Source organism: Streptococcus sp. 2018WUSS126, from assembly GCF_044427425.1.
Taxonomy (GTDB): domain Bacteria; phylum Bacillota; class Bacilli; order Lactobacillales; family Streptococcaceae; genus Streptococcus; species Streptococcus hashimotonensis.
The window spans coordinates 60,797-86,673 of record NZ_JAOTGB010000002.1 but is presented as its reverse complement, the minus strand read 5'-3'; the positions used below and the strand labels follow the sequence as shown (position 1 = coordinate 86,673).

At 42.0% G+C, this 25,877-nt stretch carries 22 protein-coding genes and 1 tRNA gene; 3 read left to right on the top strand and 20 right to left on the bottom strand.

What is annotated here, in order from left to right:
- Nucleotides 1-8: 8 nt before the first annotated feature.
- The 4 genes from lepB to rpsB form a co-directional block, all read right to left on the bottom strand.
- On the bottom strand, nt 9-551 hold the full coding sequence (gene lepB / locus ODU34_RS01560) for a signal peptidase I (RefSeq protein WP_105159766.1): 543 nt from the start codon (nt 549-551) through the stop codon (nt 9-11).
- A gap of 6 nt (nt 552-557) precedes the next feature.
- A complete protein-coding gene (locus ODU34_RS01555; protein WP_105159765.1) occupies nt 558-2,084 on the bottom strand; it encodes a Cys-Gln thioester bond-forming surface protein in 1,527 nt (508 codons plus the stop codon).
- Between the two features lie 109 nt (nt 2,085-2,193).
- Nucleotides 2,194-3,234 (bottom strand): translation elongation factor Ts, encoded by a 1,041-nt coding sequence (gene tsf / locus ODU34_RS01550; RefSeq protein ID WP_002937816.1) that lies wholly within the window; start codon nt 3,232-3,234, stop codon nt 2,194-2,196.
- A gap of 267 nt (nt 3,235-3,501) precedes the next feature.
- Complete coding sequence (gene rpsB / locus ODU34_RS01545) at nt 3,502-4,278, bottom strand: 30S ribosomal protein S2 (protein WP_012775356.1); 777 nt, start codon at nt 4,276-4,278, stop codon at nt 3,502-3,504.
- A gap of 290 nt (nt 4,279-4,568) precedes the next feature.
- Here rpsB and ODU34_RS01540 point away from each other — a divergent pair.
- Nucleotides 4,569-4,639, top strand: a tRNA-Cys gene (locus ODU34_RS01540).
- A gap of 42 nt (nt 4,640-4,681) precedes the next feature.
- Here the strand turns inward: ODU34_RS01540 and ODU34_RS01535 are convergent.
- From ODU34_RS01535 to pbp2a, 5 genes are all read right to left on the bottom strand, one after another.
- The gene (locus ODU34_RS01535) at nt 4,682-9,766 is read right to left on the bottom strand and encodes a S8 family serine peptidase (protein WP_398578328.1); all 5,085 of its coding nucleotides are present in this window, start codon (nt 9,764-9,766) and stop codon (nt 4,682-4,684) included.
- A gap of 142 nt (nt 9,767-9,908) precedes the next feature.
- Nucleotides 9,909-10,448 carry a transcription termination/antitermination protein NusG gene (gene nusG / locus ODU34_RS01530; protein WP_002940254.1) on the bottom strand — a complete coding sequence of 180 codons (540 nt, stop codon included), beginning with the start codon at nt 10,446-10,448 and terminating at the stop codon, nt 9,909-9,911.
- Between the two features lie 109 nt (nt 10,449-10,557).
- Nucleotides 10,558-10,734 carry a preprotein translocase subunit SecE gene (secE, locus tag ODU34_RS01525; protein WP_002940255.1) on the bottom strand — a complete coding sequence of 59 codons (177 nt, stop codon included), beginning with the start codon at nt 10,732-10,734 and terminating at the stop codon, nt 10,558-10,560.
- Nucleotides 10,735-10,743: 9 nt separating this feature from the next.
- Nucleotides 10,744-10,896 (bottom strand): 50S ribosomal protein L33, encoded by a 153-nt coding sequence (rpmG, locus tag ODU34_RS01520; protein ID WP_002940258.1) that lies wholly within the window; start codon nt 10,894-10,896, stop codon nt 10,744-10,746.
- 33 nt (nt 10,897-10,929) lie between these two features.
- Entirely contained in the window at nt 10,930-13,143 is a 2,214-nt protein-coding gene (gene pbp2a / locus ODU34_RS01515) for a penicillin-binding protein PBP2A (protein ID WP_136647137.1), read from the bottom strand.
- Nucleotides 13,144-13,295: 152 nt separating this feature from the next.
- Here pbp2a and ODU34_RS01510 point away from each other — a divergent pair, with 152 nt between their 5' ends.
- A complete protein-coding gene (locus ODU34_RS01510; protein ID WP_136647136.1) occupies nt 13,296-14,264 on the top strand; it encodes an NAD(P)/FAD-dependent oxidoreductase in 969 nt (322 codons plus the stop codon).
- A gap of 1 nt (nt 14,265) precedes the next feature.
- Entirely contained in the window at nt 14,266-15,135 is an 870-nt protein-coding gene (locus ODU34_RS01505; protein ID WP_105178683.1) for an RluA family pseudouridine synthase, read from the top strand.
- 115 nt (nt 15,136-15,250) lie between these two features.
- On the opposite strand, the gene ODU34_RS01500 is transcribed toward ODU34_RS01505, so the two are convergent.
- From ODU34_RS01500 to essC, 11 genes are all read right to left on the bottom strand, one after another.
- Nucleotides 15,251-15,895: an Imm59 family immunity protein gene (locus tag ODU34_RS01500; protein ID WP_105178682.1), complete on the bottom strand. Its 645-nt coding sequence runs from the start codon at nt 15,893-15,895 to the stop codon at nt 15,251-15,253.
- A complete protein-coding gene (locus ODU34_RS01495; protein ID WP_222350771.1) occupies nt 15,895-16,803 on the bottom strand; it encodes a TNT domain-containing protein in 909 nt (302 codons plus the stop codon). Before ODU34_RS01495 ends, ODU34_RS01500 begins: the two co-directional genes overlap by 1 nt.
- A 226-nt stretch (nt 16,804-17,029) precedes the next feature.
- Entirely contained in the window at nt 17,030-17,269 is a 240-nt protein-coding gene (locus ODU34_RS01490; protein ID WP_105178681.1) for a DUF6572 domain-containing protein, read from the bottom strand.
- Nucleotides 17,270-17,342: 73 nt separating this feature from the next.
- A complete protein-coding gene (locus ODU34_RS01485) occupies nt 17,343-17,798 on the bottom strand; it encodes a hypothetical protein (RefSeq protein ID WP_105178680.1) in 456 nt (151 codons plus the stop codon).
- Nucleotides 17,799-17,947: 149 nt separating this feature from the next.
- Nucleotides 17,948-18,808 carry a hypothetical protein gene (locus tag ODU34_RS01480; RefSeq protein ID WP_074414265.1) on the bottom strand — a complete coding sequence of 287 codons (861 nt, stop codon included), beginning with the start codon at nt 18,806-18,808 and terminating at the stop codon, nt 17,948-17,950.
- Between the two features lie 9 nt (nt 18,809-18,817).
- Entirely contained in the window at nt 18,818-20,131 is a 1,314-nt protein-coding gene (locus ODU34_RS01475; RefSeq protein WP_105178679.1) for a hypothetical protein, read from the bottom strand.
- 13 nt (nt 20,132-20,144) lie between these two features.
- The gene (locus ODU34_RS01470) at nt 20,145-20,444 is read right to left on the bottom strand and encodes a peptidase (RefSeq protein ID WP_105178678.1); all 300 of its coding nucleotides are present in this window, start codon (nt 20,442-20,444) and stop codon (nt 20,145-20,147) included.
- Between the two features lie 10 nt (nt 20,445-20,454).
- On the bottom strand, nt 20,455-20,736 hold the full coding sequence (locus ODU34_RS01465; RefSeq protein ID WP_024400082.1) for a hypothetical protein: 282 nt from the start codon (nt 20,734-20,736) through the stop codon (nt 20,455-20,457).
- A gap of 11 nt (nt 20,737-20,747) precedes the next feature.
- Complete coding sequence (locus ODU34_RS01460) at nt 20,748-21,131, bottom strand: hypothetical protein (RefSeq protein ID WP_105178677.1); 384 nt, start codon at nt 21,129-21,131, stop codon at nt 20,748-20,750.
- A gap of 8 nt (nt 21,132-21,139) precedes the next feature.
- On the bottom strand, nt 21,140-21,442 hold the full coding sequence (locus tag ODU34_RS01455; protein WP_024400084.1) for a DUF4176 domain-containing protein: 303 nt from the start codon (nt 21,440-21,442) through the stop codon (nt 21,140-21,142).
- A 10-nt stretch (nt 21,443-21,452) separates the two neighbouring features.
- A complete protein-coding gene (gene essC / locus ODU34_RS01450; protein WP_205014611.1) occupies nt 21,453-25,874 on the bottom strand; it encodes a type VII secretion protein EssC in 4,422 nt (1,473 codons plus the stop codon).
- Nucleotides 25,875-25,877 lie beyond the last annotated feature (3 nt).

Below are 25,877 nucleotides of genomic sequence, written 5' to 3'. Positions count from 1 at the left end.
TTCTATTTTTAAATATCTCTCACTCTGATGAGTGTAGTCACAACTCCTTTTATTTTGTTTATAGGAATTGCTCCAATAAATCGACTATCCGTTTGTTCTTTTCTAAAATCATACAGAACAAAGTAGCTTCCCGCAGGAATTTCATAGGGATAGCTAACACCACTTGAATGGGCTGAAGTTTGATAGGGAAGCTCTTCTTCGCGAATATGACCATTCACCATCAATTCTCCCTTATCTGTAATATCAACAATATCACCTGACTGTGCGACTACACGTCCTACACGTTCGTAATCTTCTTCTTGATAAACAACAACATCATTAATTTTTATATTGTCATAAATTCTTGAATATATCGCCAAATCACCAACTTTTAAATTTGGAAACATGTGAATATTTTTTACAAAAATCACGCCTACGACAAAGTTTAGAAAAATGTATCCTATCCCTGCTATTACAACACACTTAGTAATAAATTTTTTCAATCCTTGTCTACCTTCTCGCGACTGATTTTTATCATCTTTTTGAATAGGATTATTCCTTCTTTTACCCATACGTTTTTATTTTCTTTTAAAGCTGACAAATACGGTCGATACAATGGCTACCACAGCCAGACTAAACATCATCTGATATATATTGGTATTATCAGAAATTCCTGTCGGTACAACAATTTCTTTATTATTTTCAAACATCACAGCAACATCTGTGGAAACAGCGTTCCTTGTAATCTCCTTTGTTCCAACAAGTTGTTCTGAATCAACACTGATCGTTGTTTTATAATCATCAGATGCAAATTCCCTTATAGTATATGTGTAATTTGTTGGAATGTTTAAAATCTCCGCAGTATCATTATCACTCAATGGGAAGGTGACTCGACCATTTTCCAATGATTTTTCTGCATCCCCTTCACTTCCTTTTATTTTGACTTTAAATTCTCCTGATAATGGTTTACCGTCTGCATCTTTCAACTCTACTTCAAAATAGAAGTCTTTTGACTTATCCGAAGCTGTCCCTGTAACCTTTTTAGAAATTTGCAACTTGTGCGTCGTAGGTACAACAACTCCTTTTTTGTCTTCCATTCGAATCACATCAACCAATGCATCTGGATGATACTGCGTACCGATGAGTGACTGATAGCCGTTATTACTTGGAACAAAAAAATCTAAATCCGGCAATCCATCTGCGCTCTCACCATTTTGGGCATACTCAATCAACTCTTTTGTTACTTTCAATGTAGCATCATTCATATCACCAAATCCATGAGTATCTTCGCTCTTCCATTTGTCTACATCTGCACTGTCTGTAAAATGATAGATTGCTAACTGAGTCGCTGCACGGAATTGTGTTTCTGTCAGGCCTTGAGGAAGATTATCGTTTGTTCCTTTGTATCCTCTGTTAATAACTTTTTTTATCCACGTTAAAAATACATTAGAATCATTAGTTCTTGGAGAAACTGCATATTTTAATAAATCATTCCCTTTAATATGCGTGAACTTAACTTCACTAAATGTTGATACATCAGGTGTTATAGTATCCCCATTATCATAAGAATCCGGAGGCGAATGCAAATCTGCATTAAAACAGTAAACAACCTGAGACGTTCCGTTCGCATTTTTTGCATAATAAAATTTTGCATAATTTTTTGTATCTAAATTATCTACAAATTCATAGTCATTATACGCAATTGCCGAAAAAGGAGTCCCATTCTCTTTATAAGGATTATCAACAAATTGACCATTTTTCTGAACTTGAACTTTACCGCTCTGTACTTTAAAAGTTATAGGTTCTGCTATTCCATAACCTTGAGGCGGACTCACCTCAGTCAGTACATAAGTACCGTCCGGTAAATTTACTTGTTCTCCGGAACCGTTACTCATGAAAGTTTTTTCTTGGAAACCGCTGCCTTCTGTTTGAGTTAATTTTAAAGTTGCCCCCTCTAACAGTTTAGAGTAATCGCCTTCCGCATACTTTCGGATAATAACCTGAGTTCCTACTTCTTCTGCCATCACCTTATTTTGCTTCCAACCAAATACAGAACAAAACAAAATGAACACAAAGAGTAGACTAAATTTATGAATATTTTTCATATATCCTCCGTGTTTTTTTATAACGCTAATGCTTCCTTCCTCTAGCACTATTTATTTGGAGCTATAGGAAGGAAGTACTAGTTTAAAATCTTATTCAAACAATTGGAGGTTATTTACCAAGAGCTGCTGCCATTGTAGCTGCAACTTCTGCTTCAAAGTCGTTTGAAGCTTTCTCGATACCTTCACCCACTTCGAAACGAGCAAATTCTACAACTGAAGCGTTCACTGAGTTCAAGTAAGCTTCAACTGTTTTGCTGTCGTCCATGATGTAAACTTGTGCAAGAAGTGTGTAAGCTTGGTCAACTTGAGTGTTGTCAAGCAAGAAGCGATCCATTTTACCTGGGATGATTTTGTCCCAGATTTTTTCTGGTTTGCCTTCTGCTGCCAATTCCGCTTTGATAGCTTCTTCAGCTGCTGCAATCACTTCGTCAGTCAATTGAGCTTTTGAACCGTATTTCAACAATGGTAATGCTGGTTTGTCAACCATTGCACGGCTTTCGTTGTCTTGTTCGATTTTGTGGTTGATTTGTGCCAACTCATCTTTAACGAATTGCTCATCCAATTCAGTGTAAGAAAGAACAGTTGGTTTCATCGCAGCGATGTGCATTGAGATTTGTTTTGCAAGAGTTTCATCGCCACCTTCAACAACTGAGATAACACCGATACGGCCGCCGTTGTGTTGGTATGCACCAAATGCTTGAGCATCTGTTTTTTCAACCAAAGCAAAGCGACGGAATGAGATTTTCTCACCGATTGTTGCAGTTGCGTTTACGTATGCTTCTTCAAGGGTTTCACCTGAAGGCATAGCCAATTTAAGAGCTGCTTCGTTGTCAGCTGGTTTGCCTTCTGCAATTACTTTAGCAGTAGTGTTTACCAATTCAACGAATTGAGCGTTTTTCGCAACGAAGTCTGTTTCAGCGTTCACTTCAACAACTGCTGCTACGTTACCATCAACGTAAACACCTGTCAAACCTTCAGCTGCTACACGGTCAGCTTTCTTAGCTGCCTTGGCCATACCTTTTTCGCGAAGCAATTCAATCGCTTTTTCGATATCACCTTCAGTTTCAACCAATGCTTTTTTCGCGTCCATAACGCCTGCACCTGATTTTTCACGCAATTCTTTAACGAGAGCTGCTGTAATTTCTGCCATGTCTATTCTCCTTGTTTGTATTTATAAAATAGAGGAGCGGGCTCAGCCCTGCCCCTCTAGGATTGTTTTTGTGTTTGATAAATAATGTAGAATGTACTCGGACTAAAAAGCTAGAATTTAGATAAATCTAACGCTTTTCTAAACGCCTTTGTTACTTATTCAATTGTACTCAGGCTAAAATCTTAGTGAAAAAGATAAACTTCCTTGTATGCAAGCATACTGCGTCAGTTTCCTATTTTCATACAGATTTCTAAACGCCTTCGTTACTTATTTTCCTTCTACAACTTCAACCAATTCTTCGATTGATTCTGTAGATGCTGGCTCAGCTGCCAATTCAGCTTCAACTGCTGCTACGCTGTCTTCACCTTGGTTGCCTTCGATGATAGCGTCAGCCATTTTAGCTGTGATCAATTTAACAGCACGGATAGCGTCATCGTTAGCTGGGATAATTACATCAATATCATCTGGATCTGTGTTTGTGTCAACCATCGCTACAACTGGGATACCCAATTTCTTAGCTTCTTTAACAGCGATTTGCTCTTTATGTGGGTCAACAACGAACATTACATCCGGAATGCGTGGCATGTCAGCGATACCGCCCAAGAATTTTTCAAGACGTGCACGTTGTTTGTTCAACAATGCTACTTCTTTCTTAGGAAGCACTTCGAAAGTTCCATCTTCTTCCATGCGGTTGATTTCTTTCAAACGAGCGATACGTTTTTGGATTGTACCCCAGTTTGTAAGAGTTCCACCCAACCAACGGTGGTTGATGAAGTATTGACCAGCGCGGATAGCTTCGTCCTTAACAGCTTCAGCAGCTTGTTTTTTAGTACCTACGAACAAGATAACTGCGTCGTTTGCTGCAGCGTCACGGATAAATTCGTAAGCTTGGTCAGCCAATTTTACAGTTTGTTGCAAGTCGATAACGTGGATACCGTTACGCTCTGTGAAGATGTATTTAGCCATCTTAGGATTCCAGCGACGAGTTTGGTGACCGAAGTGTACACCAGCCTCAAGAAGTTGTTTCATTGAAATTACTGCCATGAGTATTTCTCCTTTTGTTTTTTCTCCTCTCCCGAACTTCGACTTGCAGCCTAACCTTTCGGCAACAAGACCACAATTGGTCCGAGATGAGTATTTGTTGCACAGCAACTTCATCAGTATATCAGAATACCTGCCTATTTTCAAGTAAAACAACCGAGAAATTCATAAAAATCTGCCATCCCAAAATTCTCAAAGTAAGTTCTAGTCTACCGTAAAATCTGGAAATTGGGCTGATTCGAAAATTTCCACTTGACCATTTCCAGGATTTAAGATACAATATTCTTTGTTATGGCGGTATAGCCAAGTGGTAAGGCACGGCTCTGCAAAAGCTTGATCGTCGGTTCAAATCCGTCTACCGCCTTTTAATATTCTAAAAAACCTAGGAATCTCCCTAGGTTTTTTGCTATTCTTTTCGCTTCAGATTTCCGAGGGCCATAGCTCCACCAAATAGACCTAACAAGGCACTTATAAAGACACTTCCAAGGCTATCCCCAGTTTGAGGCAATTTCCCACTAGTATCCGCCGCTAGTGCACCTGTCTCTCCTCTTCCGCTTCTTTCAAAGAATGCTCTGTGAGGTACGGACACTTCTATTCTCTCATCAGAAATTCCTAATGCCTCCTCATGTTTTGTAAGTCTCCCCAAATGCTCCACACCATCTTCTCTTGTATCGCCAGTTAACAGCGCGATTTCAGTGGATTCTGTTTGCGGAGCAAGTGAATCCTCTTCTTTTGGCATTGGTACCTGCACTTCTGATTTCGGAATAGGAATGCTAGGGGTTTGATCCTTGTCTGATTGCTCCACATGAAGGTCTTTTTCAGGAACCTGCTCAGATACCTCCTTGTCATTTAACCGTACCTTATATTTCTTCACAACAGCATTTCCAAAACTGTCACTCAAATCAAGTTTGACTGTATCCCCGTCTTTCAGACTATGTAACTCATAGCGAAAGGCTTTTTCATTATTTCCATACTGCCTCCAGAAGCCTCCTCGAGCTACAAAATCTTCGTTGATCTTCAAGGACCAATAAATTCCATTATCCTTGGCGCTTCCGGTGAGTATCAAGTGCCCATCGGCATCTGCCAGGAGGACTCCTGCATACTGATTTTCCTCGTCTTCATCTTCTTCACTATCCACTACCTGTCTTTCCAATGGCAGCACCTCATTTTCCAGCTGTAAAACAGGATTTTCTGTATCAACCAACATCTGATATTTCTTCGTGTAAGTCAACTCATCTGCCTCATTGTACACACTTATATCCACAACATTTCCCTCTTCAATCAGGGTAACTGGATAAGTCAGCTTACTACCCTCAAAATAGCGTTTTTCGCCACCATTGATGCGCACAGAATGAGCTTGATCCGTTTCTGCTTCTATTTCAAATGTAAATAGATAAGTTCCATCTTCTTGCTTTTTGAAGTCGACCAACCCGCTATCTAGCTCACGATCAAGACTTTCTTTATTGAAACGAATCGGGTCAATCAACCAGTTATTGACAGTAATCGGAACTTCTGTTTCCTCCTCCTCATCCAGACTCTCTGGACTTGTATTGATACGAAGGTCCTTTAATTTATTGCCCTTCTCATCTACCGCAGTTAACATGATGGCTCTAGGAAAATCAGATTTAAAGAAGTCTTGCTCAAAACTGCCGTCTTCTTTTACATCTATGATTTTCAGCTCTCCCTTACCAATGTCTAGATTGGAATAGTAAAGTTTGATGTCCTTAGGAAGACTAACATTATCACTCACTTTCCCCTTCAATGTAAAGCGTCCGTTTTTACCAATATGGATAACCTCTTCAGCCTCTTCATCTTTTTCAATATCAATATCAAGATCAATCGTCGGCTTTTCATTATCTACCAAATAATTCAAGGTTTTAGTGTAAATAAGCTTGCCATCCTTATCTTTCAAGATTAATTCAAAACTATGGCGTCCATCTGATTGCTCTGGAATCTGGAGAGATAGTTGACCATTCTCAAGAGAGTAATTCACAGCCTGAGCATCCAAGTTAGCCTGCACATCGGAAACTTGCGTTGAGACGTTCGCTTTAATTTCTACAGTTTTCTTACTGCGAATTGCCGTCAAATCTTCCAAATTTTTAAACTGGATTACAGGCACCACTAAGTCTTTTTCAACAGCAACCACATTGCCCGCTATATCCATCACTTCAACACGGAGATGATTTTTAGCATCGAGTGGCAGTTCCACTTCTTTGAGATGGTAATGTAGCTGACCTGCATCATCTACAACCTTTTCAACAAGAAGATCCTCTCCATTTAGATTCGCTCGAACCTCCCAAACTTTATTATTATCCTTGGCTGTGACGACCAGCTCTCTATGGCTGGTTAGACGATTGGTATCGATCGCGACAATTTCTGGCTTTTGATTATCAATTTTGACTGGCAGATAGGTATACTGATAGGCACCATTTTCTTTATTTTTTACCCGCAATCTAAAGAAATATTGTCCTTCCGGTACTGGTACATTTTCATCCTTGCTTGCATCGTACACTTTCCCATCCCAACGGTGTAATTCTATCGGAGTACGAAGCTTGGAATACTCCGAAAGACTTTCAAAATAATCTACATAGCGAACACGAGACAGCATAGTTCCTGTATCAATCCGCCTCAAAACAGGAGCATCTTCTGTAGCTTCTTTTACAATATCCAAATCATAGTTGGTAATATCCCTCAGTAGCGCAAATCGAACAAAGGCATTCCCAATCTGACTATCCGAATGCTGGTTTTGAATTGCGATATTATCTGGATTTAGAGGCGATTGATTATCTTGAATCTTTTCACGCCCAAGTTCAATATAGCGCCCAGACTTATTGTGTTTATAACTAGATAAAACCGAGGTCAGTTTCAATTTAGAACTGGTTTCCCAAGCCGGTGCATCAACAATCCTTTCTTTTGACCAGTCCCCAACAAAGCCAAAATAAGGAATGCTGATGTCAGACTGCCCTTCCGTCAATGATTTGAAGTAAATATACCCTTCTGCAAACTGGTCTTTCGCTTCTCCTGCATCCAATCTCAGACGAATAGTTTTCTTCTCTTTCGGACCCAGTTGAATGGATTGCTCAGAAAGATGAATACTCGAACCCCTGATTTCTGCCGCATGAATCTCTTTAACTACTTTTCCAGAACGTCCTATTCTATCAACAGGAACATCTTGACTAGTCAATACTTTCCCAGCTGAAATAGCAAAGCTTCTTTGTTGGTTTCCCAGATTTTCCAAGGTTACCTCAAATTCTGTCTCACGCCCTATTTCTTTTAATTCCACCCCTCCTTTTAGACGGTGGTGAAGAATCACATCTGTTTCAAAGGCTCTATCAATCTGCAACAGACCAGCGCCTTGTTGTCTCGGAGAATTTTCCAAAACATGCCCAGATGAATCTAGAACATCAACCAAAGGGGTAGCAGTATTCATCAAAATGATTCTCAGCAAATCCATCCTAGTCATGCCTTCTGGTGGTGTCATTTGGCGAATCCGTGGCAATAAAAGTGCACTGGCACCCGCCACAATTGGCGAAGCCATCGAAGTCCCTGACATGGAGCCATAACGATTGTCATTCAAGGTTGCATAAACATCCTCTCCTGGTGCCACAATCTCTGGCTTCAATTCTAAGTTGACCGTAGGCCCCCAACTAGAAAAGCCTGATACAGTCGGTACTTCAATCAACTTCTTCATTCCAATTGTAGGCCTGAGGACCAAACCAGTGTTGCCTTGCGATTGGTTGGCAACTTCCAATAATCGCCTTCCATCTTCTCCACTAAGACTGATGCCCCAGATAGAGGAATAAGAAAGCAAAGTCTTATCATCTACCAATAACTGATGGGTCCTATAATAATCCTTGTTCCATCCCTGATCAGTATTTATCACAATAATTCCAGCAACATCCTTGAATTTCAAATTACGAACAGCATCTTTCAAGTCAAACTTATCTTTTTTGATAACCGCGACTTTACCAGCCAAATCAAGCCCCTGCACTTCTTCCCAATGACCATTTCCAGCATCTACAAATTCATATTTTCCCTCTGTAAGCGTTGTATAGCCAATAGGATAGTAGCCAAAAGACTGCCCATTCAGCATAAATTCGCGTTGAACAAGATGGGTATTTCTCGCCGATCCAACCGCGATAACTGCAGGAGTCGCTGCTACGCCAACTGTTGTTGCTGTATCCACAGCTCCCAAGGCATTATTTGTATGCAAGTCAAAAGATGTGTCTGAGGAAGAAGCTCCAGCATTACCAATAGCTGCTGTAATGATAATCCCCTTTTCTGCTGCCCTCTTAGCAATCGTGTAGTAAGCGTTCCCTGGCAGCCCACTATCATAATAACCAACGCTCAAGCTGATGACATCTGCCCCGTGTTTGATAGCATCTTCAATGGCAGCATAGGCAGCATCCTCCGTCTCAGCTTTATAATTTTTAGGGTCATTTGAAAAAATCTTGTAGACTAGCAGTTGTGCGTTAGGAGCAATCCCATCAACTCCCTTTTTAGACGCAACTTCTTCGTCTGTTGCATTTCCAGCCAGAGTTCCTGCTATGTGCATACCATGTGGTTCGTGGGTATCATCGTAAAGATTATCGTTACCAGATACATAATTATAGCCATGGGGAACTTTCAGTGTGTATGTTCCTGTCGTAGATGGAGTAATGTCCTTGATTTTAGGAATGACACCATCATCCAACCTCATGTCTTTGTGCTTAATATCCAAACCGGAGTCAATGACTGCAATCACCATTCCGCGACCATCTGTCTGATATTTAGAACTTGCTTTTAAGGCACCAACCAGCTGTTTAGCAGTATGAAGAGTCGGTCGGATACGGCGACTCTCTTCTAAAGAGGTTAATTCGGTAATTGCCTTCACATCAGACAAACTTTCTTTCCCTACCTCTACAGATGCTCCCGTTAAAACCTCCTTATACTCATGAACAATTTTAACGCCATCAATTTTCTTTAATTTATCCAATACAAGATTTCGGTTCTCTTCGGAAAATTGTAAAATATAGCGCCCTGTTGTCACCTCTTCTGGCTCAAGCTGTGATTCCTGCGGGATTGTTTGAGGAGCACTAGCTTCTTTTACGCTAATGTCTTCTTTTTCCCTTGACTCTTCTGTTGTCTTACCAGCTGTAGTTTTTATCTCGGTCGCAACTCGATCTGTGAGAAGACCTGATTCTTCACCCGCCTCTGTATCTACAACTTCTTCGACTGCTCCCTCTTCAGCAACTGGTTCATCCACCTGCTCCGTTTTAGCTGGCTCATCTGATAATGGTCCATCTTCTTTTTTCTCTGCCACAGAATCTTGCTTGCTGTCCATATCCGTTGCGACCGCAACCGTAGACTCCAATCCTTCTCCACTAGTATCTGCTTGAACCATCGGAATACCTGTGATAAAAAATCCTATTGATACCGATGCCACACCGACACTTAACTTCTTGATGCTAAAGCGTTGTTTATTCTCAATTTGAGACCACTTCTGTTTCATAAAACCTCCGTTTTTTAATATTGATTAATTTATAAGTTAGGTATACCTAATTCTATAAAATTTTTAAATCTTTGGCAAGTTTTTTTTGAGTTAGCCTCAAAAACAAGAAAAAGCACAGGTTTCCCTGCGCTTTAACAACTTATTACAACTCAGCAATCTGGCTCAAGTTAACCTCTGCAATGGTATCATTACCAAACATAGAGATAACCATTTTGACCTTGTTGTTATCAATTTCTGTAATTTTACCTGTGTAGTCTGTGAAGGCACCATCGATGATACGAACAGTATCGCCAACTTTGACATCAATATCAAATTCTTGAACGGTTTGTCCCATAGACACCAAGATTTGACGGATTTCTTCTTCCAAAAGTGGAGTTGGTTTTGAACGGTTACCGTGTGAACCCACGAAACCTGTAACGTTTGGCGTGTTACGAACCACAAACCAAGCTTCATCGGTCATAACCATTTCAACCAAAACATAACCAGGGAAACGGTTTTCTTCCACTTCCTTGACCTCACCGTTCTTTTCAACCTGAACAGTCTGAGTTGGAATTTCTACACGGAGGATGTTTTCCAACATGTTATAAGTGTGGGCACGTTGGAGCAAGTTTTCCTTCACTTTATTTTCATATCCTGAGTAGGTCTGCAAAACAAACCAGCCTTTATCAAAACTATCGTACATTGTTACTTCCTTTCTTTGGAAACACGGAATTTTTAGACGCTAAAAAAAGCCCGAAGGCTTTCGCTTTTCCTTATTATATCACTTCCATTTTACAAATGGCAAGTATTTTCTAGAAAAGATTGATCAAGCTCATGATTCCTCGTGACAAAATCAAGTCAAAGAGGTAAACCACCGCTACGAAAAAGGCAGTATATTCCACTACAGACACGAAATCCGTCCAGCTCTGCTTACGAGTTGGCCAAGACGTATCTTTTAAAATGCGGATAATGTCTTTGATAAATTTCATGCGTAACTCCTATCTGGTTTCCTTGTGAACAGTGTATTGTCCACAGTGTTTACAAAATTTATTTACTTCTAACCGTGTTGGCTTGGGATTGCTCGAAAGGCTGATTGAATAGTTTCGAGAACCACAAACAGTACAGGCTAGGCTTGCTTTTTTTAGTGCCATAAAGCCCTCCATCCTTTTCATTCTACCATGTTTTTATGGATTTGACAACTCTCCAAACCAAGACGTAATGTTATCCCACAAGGTTTTTGCTCGTTCTGGCAACTTGGCATCGATTAGATTTTGTTTAGTTTGCTCAATCAAGTTTTTCGCCTGATCTGAAATTTCTTGTACCTGTTCTTGACCAAGGCTTGATTCAGTTTGCGTAGCTTCATCTGGAGCTACTTCTACAATACCATTTTGTGCATAGGCGTTTTCTACTTCGAACTTAGTTCCTGCAGTATATGGCAAGATTGAATTGGCCACAGTCTGGAAGACCGACGGAGCCTTCCAGTAGCTACTGCTATCTATATAATGATTTTCATCTGTCTGCTCAAAACCAACCCACTGACTGATGACCAAATCAGGTGTGTAGGCAATATGCCACTGGTCATTGACGAGGTTGACATCAAAACTCGTTTCGGTTGTTCCTGTTTTCCCAGCGATAGGATAATTGGCCGCATCTGCTGTCACTCCCGTACCATTGGTATAGGTTCCAAGCATCATTGCTGTCATCTTATCTGCGACAGAACGGTCAATCACCTTGGTACTTGTTTCTCGATGCTCTGCTAAAACCTTTCCACTAGCCGTTTCAATACGAGTGATGAGGTGGGCATCCTTCATCACACCCTTATTCGCAAAAGCAGCGTAGGCCTGGGCCATTTGCAGAGGATTAGTCTCCACTCCAGAACCAATTGAAACACCCAAAACTTTCTCGACATTTTCCATATCAAGCCCAAACTTTTGTCCATACTCGAAGGCTTTGTCAATCCCCAAGGTGTTCACTATATAAGCTACTGGTAAATTGTAAGAGAGAGCCAAAGCTTGATACATTGGAATGGTATCAGAAGTCGAATAATCATAGTTATGCAAGGTGTAATCACCGTAGGTTTCTGTATGGTTATCCAGAGCCATATCAATCGACCAGCCCGCGGCTACTGCTGGAGCATAGGCAACAAGAGGCTTGATCGTTGAACCAGGACTGCGCTTGGCTTGTGTCGCAAAGTTGAAAGTCCGAAAGACCGCATCCTCTGAACTGTTAACTCGGCCAACCAAGGCGCGAACTCCACCAGTCGTCGGATCAAGAGCTACGCTGGCAGCCTGAGCATGGGTACCATCAAAACTTGATGTCGGGAACATGGTCTCATCATTAAAAATCACCTGCATGCTGGCTTGAGAATTTTGATCCATCTCCGTGTAAATCCTATAGCCGTTATTAATAATGTCTGATTCTTTCAGTCCGTATCGCTCAATCGCCTCCGCAATCACAGCATCAAAATAGGATGGATAGGAATAATTGCTTTGTTTCCCTGTATAGGTATCTGAAAGCTGACTGGCTAGGTCTACTTGGAAACCTGCATCTGCAGTCGCTTGATCAATATAACCAGCATTGACCATATTTTGCAGGACTGTATCCCGACGATTAACTGCATTTTCTAGAGAATAATAAGGATTATAAATCTCAGGTCCCTTGAGCATACCTGCAATGACGGCCGCTTGCTCAAGAGTAAGATCGCTGGCTGGAATACCGAAGTACTTTTGGCTTGCATCTTCCACTCCCCAAACACCATTCCCAAAATAGGCGTTATTGAGATACATAGTCAAAATTTCTTGCTTGCTGTACTTTTTATTGATTTCCAGAGCCAAAAAGAATTCTCGAGCCTTTCGACTGATGGTCTGATCCTGAGTTAGAAAGGCATTTTTTGCCAATTGCTGCGTAATGGTCGAGCCACCACCTGATTTCCCAAGGGTCAAGACCGCTAAAATGGTCCGCTGGTAATTAATACCTGAATTTTCGTAGAAGCTCCGATCTTCTGTAGCGATGACAGCATTCTCTAAATTATCGGAGACAGCATCCAGCTCTACATAGGTCCCCTTCTGACCTGACAATGTCCCAGCTTCCGCACCATCTTTATCGTAAATAATCGTTGTAGCTTTTAGCGCCTGCTGTAAATCACCAACATTAGCTGTCTTTGCAAGGAAAAATAGATAGCCACCTACTGTAAGAACTGTCAGGACCATTAAAATGATTAAAATTTTAGTCAGTTGGTAACGGCGCCAAAATTTACGAATCGGCTCCGGAATACGTGATTTTTTCTTTGGTTTATCAACAGAGCCACGATTTCCCCTGCGGCGACGGCTAGGTCGGTCTTCATGATCAATTTGGAAATCTTCTGGAACTTCAATCGGCTGATGTTGCAAATCGTCCATACTTTACCTCTTTCTAGTGAATTTTGTACCATTATACACCATTTCGTAAAAACTAGCAGAAAAAAGCCTGCGATAACTTGTGACAACAGACAGGGAATTTTTTCCAAAAATATGATAAAATAGGGTCATTCTGAACAAAGAAGAGGATTCCCATGACACAGATTTATGACATTACCATCATCGGTGGCGGACCAGTCGGTCTCTTCGCCGCCTTCTACGCCCACCTCCGTCAAGCTAAGGTCAAAATCATTGACTCCCTTCCCCAACTGGGTGGCCAGCCTGCCATTCTCTATCCCGAGAAGGCTATTTTAGACATTCCCGCCTTTCCAAGCCTGACAGGACAGGAGTTGACCGACAACCTCCTCGCTCAACTGGCTCCATTTGACACTACAATCTGCCTCAATGAAACCCTGATTGCTATTGAGCCAGGAGAGGCCATTTCCCTGACGACTAACAAAGGTAGCCACCAGACCAAGACCCTGATTATCGCTATGGGTGGCGGTGCCTTCAAGCCACGTCCACTGGAGATTGACGGTGCTGACAGCTTTGACAACGTCCACTACCACGTATCCAATATCCAGCAGTATGCCGACAAGGACATCGTCGTCTTGGGTGGCGGTGACTCTGCGGTCGATTGGTCCCTGGCCTTTGAAAAAATCGCCAAGACCACTCACATCGTCCACCGTCGCGACAACTTCCGAGCCCTTGAGCACAGCGTGGAGGAGCTCAAGCAGTCCAGCGTCAGCATCCACACACCTTTTGTTCCTAAAGGGCTTTCTGGGGAAAATAGCAGAGCTTCTGAGATTCATTTTGACAAGGTTAAGAGCGAGGACAAGCTCAGCCTGTCTTTCGATCACCTCTTTGTCAACTACGGTTTCAAATCATCTGTCGGCACGCTGAAAGAATGGGGATTGGAACTCAATCGCCACCGCATCGTGGTCAACAGCAAGCAAGAAACCTCTGTTCCTGGTATCTATGCTATCGGTGACTGTTGCTTCTACGAGGGCAAGGTTGACCTGATTGCGACTGGACTGGGCGAAGCCCCAACCGCAGTCAACAATGCCATGAACTACCTCAATCCAAATGAAAAAGTGCAACCCAAGCACTCGACTAGCCTATAAGATGAAAGTTGATATTCGCATTCCCCAAGCCTTTCCGCAGCTGACTGTCAAGGAAGTCTTGGAAGATTATTTTCTCATTCCTAGAAAAATCCGTCACTTCCTCCGCACCAAGAAACACGTCCATGTCAACGGTGAGCTGATTAACTGGCAGAGTCCGATTGCCGCAGGTGACCTGCTCGAATTGACCTTTGACCAGGAAGATTATCCTGAAAAAAGCATTCCTCTAGGACAGGCGGACTTGATTGAGGAACTCTACCAAGATGAGCATTTGATTATCGTCAACAAGCCTGAAGGTATGAAAACCCACGGCAATGAGCCGACGGAAATCGCCCTGCTCAACCATGTATCTGCCTATGTGGGTCAGACCTGCTATGTGGTCCACAGACTCGATATGGAAACCAGCGGAGCCATTCTCTTTGCTAAAAATCCCTTTATCCTGCCCATTCTCAATCGGCTTTTGGAGGACAAGGTCATCTATCGTGACTACCTGGCCCTCTGCCAAGGGGAGCTAAGAAAGACAGACTGGACTATCACTGATAAAATCGGACGGGACCGACACGACCGCAGAAAGCGGGTGGTCGACAACCGCAAGGGACAGGCCGCTTTGACCCAGGTCCATCTCTTGAAGAGCCTTGGCAAAAACAGTCTCGTTTCCTGTCGCCTTCAGACAGGGCGGACCCATCAGATTCGGGTGCATTTGGCTCATCATGGCCATGCTCTGATTGGCGACCCACTCTATAGTCGAATCGCAGCACCTCGCCTCATGCTCCACGCCCAAAAACTCAGCTTAACACACCCGCTTACCCTTGAAGAAATAAGCGTGGAAGCACGGTCGGAGAGTTTTGAGAAAGTCTTGAAAAACATGAAATAAATAGCTGTACCCTTAGAGTTCTATATCCCTATTTCACTGGACTAATCCAGTGATTTTTTTATGCTTCCACTAACCAAAAAATCCAGACAAGGTGACCCTGTCTGGAATTAAAACTCTACTCTGGCACAACAACCTTCAAACGAATATCAGTCGGCTGTAATACTTTTTGAACTTGCACAAGGAAAGCAAGACCATTGTTTGACGGAGCATACTGAAAAGTCAGGTTGATAACTTTTTCTGTAAAGTCATCCCCATATCCTTCCGCATATTGCTTGCTTTCAATAAAGTGGATGTAGTTGTTAAGCTTTTCTTGGAGTTTGAGTAAGTGGTCTTGTTCGGTGTCAGGAAGCCATTCGTTCCCATCTGCTAGTAATAATTCAAGATGACCATCTACAATACCGAGAGAGTCGATGGTTGCTGTATCCAAGGAAATGGCTTTACTTACACTCCATAATGGAGAATAGTATTCGGGCGTATCTCCCTGTTCTACACTGAATTTGTTGAACGACACTGTTAAATCAAGCAGGCGTACAAACTTATTTTTTGCTTCTTCAAAATCATTAAATTCATATTTTCCTCTAACGGATGCACGATCCATTGTCGCATAAACTTGATACACCTGTTGGTCTTCATCAAAATCAATGCGAACTTGCCACTCGTCTAGACTTTTGTCTCCTAAGATAGAATAGCGTAAGGTTTGATAATTACGACGTTCAATTTCTTCTTGAAGCAGTTGTCTTTGTTGCAATAAAACTGACATTAGTTAGTCACCTCCCTTAAAAAAACTAGCTTTTCATAAATAGAAACACTCGTACCCAGCTTAATCTGCTTTCCGCCACCCGCTCCGAATACCTCTGCAATTTCTCCGATTTGTGGGTTGTAAATATCCTCCGCGGAAAATTTATACCGTTCCATTTTCCCAAGCAAGTCGGCCTGTTCAGCCGGTGTCAATTTACTGAACGCCTCTTCATAATTTGCCTTATTTATATCCATAACAACTTCATATGTATGCTTCTGCTGATAACTTTCTGGATAAGGCAAACCTCTGGATGTATAGGGATAGGATTGCCCGTCAATAACTGGACTAATAAACGTTTCGCCTGACTCACCATATCGGTCCACCAACATTCCTGTTGTTAGATTTGCATCACTTGTAATTGGAACACCTGAAGAATCTACGACAAAGCCATGTGTCCCTTCAGGTGGCCAATTAATGGTTCCGTCTGGTTTCAAATAATCCAGCGACCTAACAGGAACGGGGTTCCCGTTAAAGTCTGTTGATTTAGACAGATAGGCGTTTTCCCCATTTTCTAAGGTGATTACCTCAAATTTATTGCCGTTCCCATCTAAGCTATAGTTTGAAGTCTTCTGCGACACGACATCAATCCGTGTGCCCTTAGGTATCTCAACACCTCCGACAAAGTCGCCCTTGCCTGCTCCGACAATGGTGCCGCCGTACTTGGACAGATCCTCCAAAAGATTCTGACGACTCAGCTTCAAACCATTCTGGGCAGTTGTGTATTCTTGGATACGGATGTTACCCGCCTCATCAAAGCCAATCGCATCCACTCGGATTTTCTGCTCCACACCATCAACCGTCATCTTGATCGTGATGTTGTTCTCGACCTTGCTGGCGATTTTACCAAACTCAACCGTTTGTAAGTCCACAAAGTCCTGACCCTGACGAGCGTTGAACTGAATTTGTGGTAATAGCAGAGCTACTCAACTTGTGTCAAAATGGATGTGAGAGATAACAACTCCAACCTCATTCCCACTCCTAGGTTCCGCTTTGGACCAAGCCTAGCCAAACAGTTTATGCACAAATGAAGAATATTTCTACCCTTCCATTATACCAAAAAGTCCAGACAAGTTGACCCTGTCTGGACTTAAAACACTATTCTGGCACAACAACCTTCAAACGAATATCTGTCGGCTGTAGTACTTTTTGAACTTGCACAAGGAAAGCAAGACCGTTATCTGATGGGGCATACTGGAAAGTAAGATTGATAACTTTTTCTGTAAAGTCATCCCCGTAACTTTCCTGACTATCAATCCTATCAACGACCTTCTGACAATGCTCAATGTAGGATTGGAGACCAGATAGGCTACGTTGAGTATGAAGATTATGACTCATAATAGTATTCCTTACTCGTTTATACTTTGCAAGCTTTTCACGACTATTGGTAATACAACTAAGCAAATACTCATCACTCATTACTGTTGCCCTCCAATTTTTGCTCGATAATAGACTTCTGTTCCAGACTTGGTAAGGTATCATCGGGAAGGATGGTCTCAACCCGAGTTGCGTAGGCAGAGGCAAAACCGAAAACAACCACAATAATCGCAACCGAATAAACTAGAAAAACCCTTTTTAGAAAGGCACTAGAAACTGAGTAGCCCTCTGTCGAATACTGCTTCAGCTCAGGTTGTTTTTTCTCTAAGATATTTTTGGGTAAAAAATAGGGTCTAAAAGCTGTCATGGCCACAGATAAAAACACTGTAATCCCTATAGAATTGTACATTTGTGTTCTTGCACCAATCGCTGTAATATAAAGCATACTTGAAAACAAGACCAGCCCAAAAACAATAAACAGAATCAAGGATATCTGAGCATCCTTCTTCAGTTGTAAAAACTCTTCTACTGTCATTTTTTCTTTTTGCATCCTAACTCTCCTATTCTATTTCTTTGGTAATTTTCAACTTGACCCTGTCTGGGTTTACAAGTTGCATCAAAAAAATTATGCAACTTGGAATTTTGGAATCCATTACTTAGCCATAAACCAAAAGTAAATTGAGACGACCTAAACAAAACCTACTTTCCCAAACTTTCCTTATATCGCTTGGACTTTTTACCATACCAGTCTTCTACGGAATAACCAGATAGTTGACGGTAATCTTCGGAATATTTCTCCAAGTAATATCCCTCTATACAACTAGTAGCAATAGCTACAGAGAAATAAAACGGGAGGATAGGAAAAAAAACACTGAATGTCATCGCCAGGGAGCGTAAAAAATCATTATGGTAAATGTCTTCTCCACTTGAACTTTGAAAGCTATTTTTAAATACAAAACGACTAACAAGGAGAAGAACAACTAAACCACCACCATATCTTTTTGAAAAAGCAACAAATTTTTCCAGGAATTTATACAAGATGTTATTTGATGGTTGTCCTTGATACAATGCTCCTTCTGTTTTCTTTATAAACGAAATAAGACGTTCTGATACCACTATACTAAAAATACCGACATTGACGATAATTGACAGAACTGAACCCCATAGAATCGCAAATCCTACAGCACATATCAGCCAAAGTTGTAAAATAAAACAACTCATCACCCAAAACATATACCTATTAAAAATATAGTAGGATAGAACTCTATACTCCTTGACTTTTCTCAATTCCATCAGATAACATAATAAAAACAGCAAACTTAGTACTAATGGGATTCGAAATAATAGTTCAGCTTTTAAAAATAACAATACTCCAGATTCCTTATCAATATAGCTTCCAATTAAACTGAGTAGTCCGATGAAAAGAACCATCGTAAAAAAACCTAAAATTTTCTTCTTATATCCATGTTGATTAACATCATCCATAGAAGTTTTGATGTATTTATCTGTTACAAGATTCATACTCTCTTCTACAGAGGCATTCCATATTGTTTTTTTCATGTTTTCTCCTTAACCAAACCAAGATAATTCAGGGACTTGGAAGTTAGAAATGATTGATTGAGCCTTACTTCCTAACTCACTAACATTGTGCGTGTACTTGGCCAAATTGTTCACAACCGAATTCCCAATATCGCTAACAACTTTATCAACATCTTTTTTTATGTTTTTCCCGATTTCTCTTGTATTATCAATTAAGTCATAGACGCCATCCTTGATTTTATCTACTCCATCAGGATAAATAAATTGTAGCGTCTGACTAATTGCTCCAAATGTCAATCCAGCTACCGCACCCCATGGGCCGAACTTTGCTCCAATCAATGCTCCATCAATCGGTCCAATACTTGCGATACCATCAATAATTCCTCCCGCAACAGCTTTCCCGACATCCTTATGAGCCTTATCCGTAGAGTCAAAGTAAGAACTGAAACCTGAAATTGTACCGTTAGCTACTGGCATCAACCAAGGACTAGATATGACTTTTCCTAGACCTGAATCAGCAACTTTTCCCAAAATCTGAGCTGGTTTAGAGCCTGCAATTTTTGTAATCCATTCGGAAATATTTCCAGCTTTGTTTACCCAAGTCATGACAGTATTAAAAACTTGTCCACTTCTCTCACTTGTTCTGACTAAGGCATTTATTATATCGTCTTGCTTATCTACTGGTAGTTTGCTGAGTACATTGGTTATTGCACCATTCGAAGTGACAAACTCTGAAAACGCCTTCGGAATATCCTCCATGTCATCAAGTTTAGTCATCACTTTCCAAAAGAAGTCATCAACATTACTGTCTTTCGCAATTGTAGCTAAAAACTTTTCATTGCCCAACAACTTACTCAACGCTTCAGCTGGATTTACTTTAGCCAGTTGCAGTATACGTTCCACAACATCTGCTTCTTCCACCATTCCTACGTATGTTTGTATTAATAGAATTGTTTCTTTTTGTGAAACTTCTTTATTTATTCTAGAAATAGCTTGATTGACTTGAACCGAACTTGCTCCATTGCCAATATTTTTAAAAATTTGGCTATAGTCCTTATCTAATTGAACAACACGATCCAATGGATTCCCACTACCTTCCAATGACATCTTATTCAATCGTTCAATGTGCTCATTAAGAATTTGAAGCTCTTGTTTGGCTTTTAAATAGGCTGAAATTCCTTCAACAGCGTTCTGGTCTCGGCTGTCTAAACTTCCAATATTACTTGAAACTAATCGAATAAAATTATCTTCTACATCATCTCGCAACTCTTCAACTTTATCTCTGAAAGAGCGTGACTTACTATAGTATTCTTCTACTGGAATTTTAAAAGTTCCTAAACTCATCTACCATCTCCTCCTATGGACTTACGCTCACTGAGGCTGCTTGTCTATCGGCGTTTTTCAATTCGTCCTCTACTGTCTGTGCATTTCCTATAACAGTTGACCAATTTGAATTTTCTTGCGAAAGCTTATTCATCAAATTTGAAATTGAAATCTCAAGATTAGTTGCTGCCTCTCCTTTCAGCTCGTTTTCCACCTCATTTTTTACTTTTTCTAGTTCCGCCATAAGATTCTCAAAGTTTGATTGTATTCTATTCAATTCAGACCTTAGAATCTCATGTTGGTTCGGGTCATAGCTAATTTTTCCTAGTCCCATATTCCCCCTCCTATTCAAAAGAAACAGAAGCTTCTGCAGATGTTATTTCCTCTGTAAAAGAGCTTAGTTGCCCACTCAGAGTCATACATTCAGCTACTAAAGCCATCTGACGATCTATATCACTCTCAACTACATTGAGAAGTGAAGCATAGGCAGACCCTTGTAAGCTACTTTTTATTGCTCCTATCTGGACTTTAGAATTAACAACCCCCTCCCGATAGGTGCTTATTTTAGCTTGAAGCCCTCTCAAAACTTCAGCAATTGCAATGCTGTTAATCTTTATTTCCGACACTCTGAGACCTCCTAAACTCTTGATAAGAGCGCTCTTTTAACACTCTTATCAATTGAAAGATTTTTAATTGTTCGATATTTCTTTATTCGATTCTCAACTGGATCTTCATCATATGTTATATACAAATATAGGGAGTTAGCTTGTAATTCTGAATCAAACTGCGCTTGAACTCTAGCAATGATAGCATCGATTTTTGATAGAAATTCCGCTTTCCGTTTCGAAATTTTCTGAGAATCTTTTTTTACTGTATCGATATAGTTTTCAAATTTTGATTGTGCATTACCAGTCCAATCAGGTACAGCTACAGAAAGACCCGAGACCCTATCACGAGTACTTCCTGAGGATACAGCGCTTTTAAAATATCGTAAAGCTCTTATTCTCTCTTTGTAGTCCATATTAGCACCTATTTGATTTCTTTTTTACGAACTGTTAGCTTTGTTTCCCACTCTGAATATACTTCTAGGAATCTCTTTTCGTCTTCATCCGACAACCCTTTGAAAACAACCCTATCAATATTTTCTACATTGAAAAATAAAGTATTATTAGGATTAATACCCGTTGGAAAAATACAGCCCATGTAGTCAGTAAAAACTTCTTCATTGGTCTCTGAATCATTAAAAATAATTCCTCTACCGACCACCATAATTTTTTCTGTTCCGCCCTCTAAATAGACAACCGAACCAAGTGGAAGCAATTCTCTTGACATAATTTTTCTCCTATTCTTTATTACTTAATATTTTTACCTTAGTATATTTTTCTTTATTGTAGAGATACATTTCATCAGTATTCAAACGCTCTTCCCTCGAAACTTCCTTATGAGGAACTACTGATTGATCATATAATCTCATAGCAATGAGCGCAAACGAAATATCCTCTTTTATTGTTTTTACAATTGCATCAGTTTTAAAAAGTTGCGCTTTTGTAGCTGCTATCACAAAATGTAATCCGTGTTTGGGGCCCTCTAGGTAAAGTTGCTTAAACTCTTCAGCTTTTGACGCAAATTTTTCTAAGAAAACTCCTAAATCAGGAATTATAATAAATGTTTCAGTATCTTTAGGATTAGATTTTCTATTGCGTAGTTCAGTAAACATTTGTTCAAACAGTTGATGGCTTAAGCCACTATTGATATAAACATCTGATAAATCTCTCAAATAGTCAAATTCATCACTAGTATCCACAACAAGTACATGGCCCTTTGGATAAAGACGGTTGGAAACGACTGAGAAATGATAGATGACAGATTCAAGCGCAGAACCCTGCTCCGACAATACAAGAATATTATTTACTTTTTCAACTTCAATGCTCACAGCCTCCACCGTTTCCAGATCCAGTCCAAGTGGAATCTGACCAGAGGCGATGGCTTTCTGAACACTAGCACGACTGAGGAAGTCCTCTCGGGTCAGCTCCTCTGGCACCATTGGGATAGCTTCTGGAACCTGACCCGTCCAAGCAGCCTTCTGACGACTCACTTCCTCACGCATCTGATCCACCAGCTCTATGTCGTGGTCCACACGAAGGGGAAGTGCCAACTGGAGGCTATAAACCTCCTCTCCCTTATAGAGGGCCCGTCCCTTAATATCCTCTATATCCGCAAGACCAGTAGACCCGACAACACTGCGGACTTCTGTCTTATCGTGTTGCTTCAAAGTCAACTGGTGCTTGAAGTTAGAGTAGAAGGTCGCACGAAGGTTAGCCTGACGACTAGCCGTCACCACAAGGTGAAGACCAATGGCCTGACCCTCACGAGAAATGCGGGTCAAGAGTTTGAGTAATTCTGCCTCAAAACTCTCATCCTTCATAGACTCAAAGCTATCCAAGGCAATGACAATACGTGGCTCCACCTGTCCTGTCAACTGACGGTACATGGACAAGGTACCCACACGATGTTCCGTAAGCAATTTCTTGCGACGGTTGATTTCCTTCTCCAAAAGACGGATAAACTTACCGATCTTCTCTCCCTGATCCAAGAGGAAGACATCCGCCACATGTGGTAAATCTCCCATTGGAACCAGACCACTCGTCCCAAAGTCCATCAGATAGATATGGAGTTCAGATGGGCTATAGTGACGAGCTAGATCCAAGACCGTAGTCTGTAAGAAGGTAGTCTTACCGGTCGCTGGAGCCCCATACATAAGCAAATGACCATCCTGAGATAGGTTGATAGACAGCGGTTCTTGGGCCTGCTGGCTCGGTTTATCCAAGAGACCTAGAAGAACCTCTAACTCCTCATTGACTCCCGACCAAGTCAGCTCATCCTCACCTCGTAAATCTTCCACAAACAAACGTGAAGGTAGCGGAGGCAACCATGGTTGCGGCAGGGCCTGGATGGACAGGCGCTCTGTCAAGGCTTTCAGCTTACTTACGATGGCTTGAAGCTCACTCGGAACCTCCTTGATGGACTCAGCCTGATCCAGACCTGACAGGTCTTCGTTGAGAATCTCATATTGACCAATGTCATTGATGGCATAGATGGTATGATCCTCAATCCCCTGCTCATCCTTATCTGGCTGGTAATCAGCCCCAGACCAGGCAGACTGAAAGAGTTCATACACTTCATTGTTTCCGACTTGGAGGTAGCCACGACCCACCTGGGTAATCTCAGCCGCATCTGGCGTCTTAAGCATCTCCATGGAGTCACTCCGATCTGCCACCTTGAGCGCCAGCTTGAAGCGAGAGTTGGACCAGATCTGGTCATCCACCACACCAGATGGCTTCTGAGTGGCTAAGATCAGGTGAATACCCAAACTCCGACCGATACGAGCGGTTGAGACCAGCTCCTTCATAAAGTCAGGTTGGTTGGTCTTGAGCTCCGCAAACTCATCGGAGATCAAGAAGAGATGGGGCATCGGCTCACTCACCTCACCCAGCTTGTACTTCTTCTGGTATTGATTGATATGGTTGACATCATGGGTCGCAAAGAGACGTTGACGGCGCTTCAGCTCCGCATTGATGGACACCAAGGCACGCATGGACTGGGCACCATCCAAGTTGGTGATGGTCCCAAGTAAGTGAGGCAGGTCCTTGAAGAGGTTGGCCATGCCCCCACCCTTGTAGTCGATGAGGAGAAAGGCCACATCATGCGGATGGAAATTGACTGCAAGGCTTAAGATATAAGACTGGATGACCTCTGACTTACCAGAACCCGTGGTACCTGCCACCAATCCGTGCGGACCATGGGCTTTTTCATGTAAGTTCAGATAGACAATATCCTCCTTGCCACGAAGACCCAGTGGCACCGCCAAACTCTTATAAGGCGCATGCTTTTCCCAACGACTGACAACACCCAAGTCCTCAAAGGTCTCAGCCCCATACATCTCCATAAAGGTCACCGTTTCAGGGATAGAAGACTTGAGGTTCTGTAGGTGGTTAAGCGGAGCTAAACGGCGCACCAAGGTCTCCTTGTCGTAGCCAACTGGGAAGTGGTCCAAGGCAAAGTCAATCTCACGCAACTGACCTTCCTCCATGACCAGCTGACCAGTGTTTCGATCCTTGATGTTAATGATGGTCTTGATATTCTCAGACAGAGAAGACAGCACATCCTGCACAAAGACCAGGCTACAGCCCAGCTCCGTCGGATCCTCTGTGAAGAACTCCATGATGACATGGTCCAAAATCAACTTCTCATCCGTCACCAAGACCACATAGTGAGGGCTGAAGAGGGTTGACTCACGATTGGACTTGTCTTCCTTTTGAGCCCTGCGCAGTTTCAAAATCTGATTGAGCGAGTTGAGCACCTGATCATGGGTCCTCTGGTTATAGACGAAGCCACGCACATTCATGTCCTGCAAGGTCGCATGAGGCAAGAACCGCATCCAATCCCACTGCTCCTTCTCCTCCTCTGGCATGATGGTAATAAACTGCACATCATGATAGGAATGGAAAAGTGCTATTTGGTTGACCATGAGTTGGAGCTGCTCAATCACCAAGGCCCGCGGACCAATATAGCCGACAGGACCATGGGACAGATTGGCCACAATGGGCATATCTGAAATGGTCTTGTTTTGTTCATAGAGTTGAAAACCCTCCAACTCCAAGGGATCCCGCTTGCCCGACCGTTCCGTCTGAGCATAGGACAGGTCATAAGACACCGGAACCTCACCCAGACCCAAGCGATAGTACAAGAAATCAAAATGAAGAGGCGTCTTCTCATAGATCCGATGGTGGTAGCTATCTGCCAGATCCACCAAGGTCTCAATAGCAGGATAATGGTAGAGCTGACCATCTTTCTGCGACTTGGTCAGACCAGCCAACTCCTTGGCCTTATCAGCCAGATAGTCATGATAGAGCCCCTCTCGGTCTCTCAGCTCTTTCTGGTAATCCTTTCTCCCCTTTATATAGCCAGCAACGGACATCCCCAATGTCACAATCGACATGGCGATGGTCGCAAGCACGTAGAGACCACGAGGTTGGAAAATCATGATAACCAATGTAATCCCCACCATCATAAGAGGAGGCAAGATTAATTTCAACAAACTGTCAGACGGTTTTGAAGGTGCATTCGAAGGCGCATTGATAGCCACCCTGTCTTCTGAACTCCGATAGATAATCCGTGGAGAGCGATGGTAGTCTGGATAATCCTCATAAAAAGCATAGCGCGATGCAGACTTACGAGCCAACTCATCACTAGCCTCTACAGGACCCGCAACCAGGACCTCATCTGCATAAAATTTGAAGAAAGTATCCTCAAAAGCAAGCTCATCTCCAAGAGCCAGCTCCATTTCCCCTTTCTCCATCAAAAGGTTATTGATATAGATGGAGCCCGCCAAACGATAAAGCATCCATGACTGGTCACTGCGTTTGAGCAAGACATGGCAACTTGACCCTGCAAGGACAAAACTATTTCCCGCATGCTGGCCGATCGTTAATTCCTGCTTATCAAGAGGGTCTAGGATCACCTGCTCCGACGGAAGAAGATAGACCACGCCCCCCGCCAAAGACATACCAGATACAAGCTTTCCTTCCACTCCATCATAGTCATAGCAAACTTGTGCTTCATCTAACCAAATCGTCAAAGGAGCATCCAGTGAGGAGACAAAAACCTGCGCCTTTTCTGTGCCTTGAAAAAGAATCTTTTTCCCAGCAGACACATCCGCCACATAGCGAAAACCATCTTTATAAAAAACTACTGTCTCTGCCATAGC

Excerpts from the sequence above, each read along its gene's own strand:
- lepB (WP_105159766.1), bottom strand. The coding sequence starts at position 551 with ATGGGTAAAAGAAGGAATAATCCTATTCAAAAAGATGATAAAAATCAG.
- ODU34_RS01555 (WP_105159765.1), bottom strand. The coding sequence starts at position 2,084 with ATGAAAAATATTCATAAATTTAGTCTACTCTTTGTGTTCATTTTGTTT.
- tsf (WP_002937816.1), bottom strand. The coding sequence starts at position 3,234 with ATGGCAGAAATTACAGCAGCTCTCGTTAAAGAATTGCGTGAAAAATCA.
- rpsB (WP_012775356.1), bottom strand. The coding sequence starts at position 4,278 with ATGGCAGTAATTTCAATGAAACAACTTCTTGAGGCTGGTGTACACTTC.
- ODU34_RS01535 (WP_398578328.1), bottom strand. The coding sequence starts at position 9,766 with ATGAAACAGAAGTGGTCTCAAATTGAGAATAAACAACGCTTTAGCATC.
- nusG (WP_002940254.1), bottom strand. The coding sequence starts at position 10,448 with ATGTACGATAGTTTTGATAAAGGCTGGTTTGTTTTGCAGACCTACTCA.
- secE (WP_002940255.1), bottom strand. The coding sequence starts at position 10,734 with ATGAAATTTATCAAAGACATTATCCGCATTTTAAAAGATACGTCTTGG.
- rpmG (WP_002940258.1), bottom strand. The coding sequence starts at position 10,896 with ATGGCACTAAAAAAAGCAAGCCTAGCCTGTACTGTTTGTGGTTCTCGA.
- pbp2a (WP_136647137.1), bottom strand. The coding sequence starts at position 13,143 with ATGGACGATTTGCAACATCAGCCGATTGAAGTTCCAGAAGATTTCCAA.
- ODU34_RS01510 (WP_136647136.1), top strand. The coding sequence starts at position 13,296 with ATGACACAGATTTATGACATTACCATCATCGGTGGCGGACCAGTCGGT.
- ODU34_RS01505 (WP_105178683.1), top strand. The coding sequence starts at position 14,266 with ATGAAAGTTGATATTCGCATTCCCCAAGCCTTTCCGCAGCTGACTGTC.
- ODU34_RS01500 (WP_105178682.1), bottom strand. The coding sequence starts at position 15,895 with ATGTCAGTTTTATTGCAACAAAGACAACTGCTTCAAGAAGAAATTGAA.
- ODU34_RS01490 (WP_105178681.1), bottom strand. The coding sequence starts at position 17,269 with ATGAGTCATAATCTTCATACTCAACGTAGCCTATCTGGTCTCCAATCC.
- ODU34_RS01485 (WP_105178680.1), bottom strand. The coding sequence starts at position 17,798 with ATGCAAAAAGAAAAAATGACAGTAGAAGAGTTTTTACAACTGAAGAAG.
- ODU34_RS01480 (WP_074414265.1), bottom strand. The coding sequence starts at position 18,808 with ATGAAAAAAACAATATGGAATGCCTCTGTAGAAGAGAGTATGAATCTT.
- ODU34_RS01475 (WP_105178679.1), bottom strand. The coding sequence starts at position 20,131 with ATGAGTTTAGGAACTTTTAAAATTCCAGTAGAAGAATACTATAGTAAG.
- ODU34_RS01470 (WP_105178678.1), bottom strand. The coding sequence starts at position 20,444 with ATGGGACTAGGAAAAATTAGCTATGACCCGAACCAACATGAGATTCTA.
- ODU34_RS01460 (WP_105178677.1), bottom strand. The coding sequence starts at position 21,131 with ATGGACTACAAAGAGAGAATAAGAGCTTTACGATATTTTAAAAGCGCT.
- ODU34_RS01455 (WP_024400084.1), bottom strand. The coding sequence starts at position 21,442 with ATGTCAAGAGAATTGCTTCCACTTGGTTCGGTTGTCTATTTAGAGGGC.
- essC (WP_205014611.1), bottom strand. The coding sequence starts at position 25,874 with ATGGCAGAGACAGTAGTTTTTTATAAAGATGGTTTTCGCTATGTGGCG.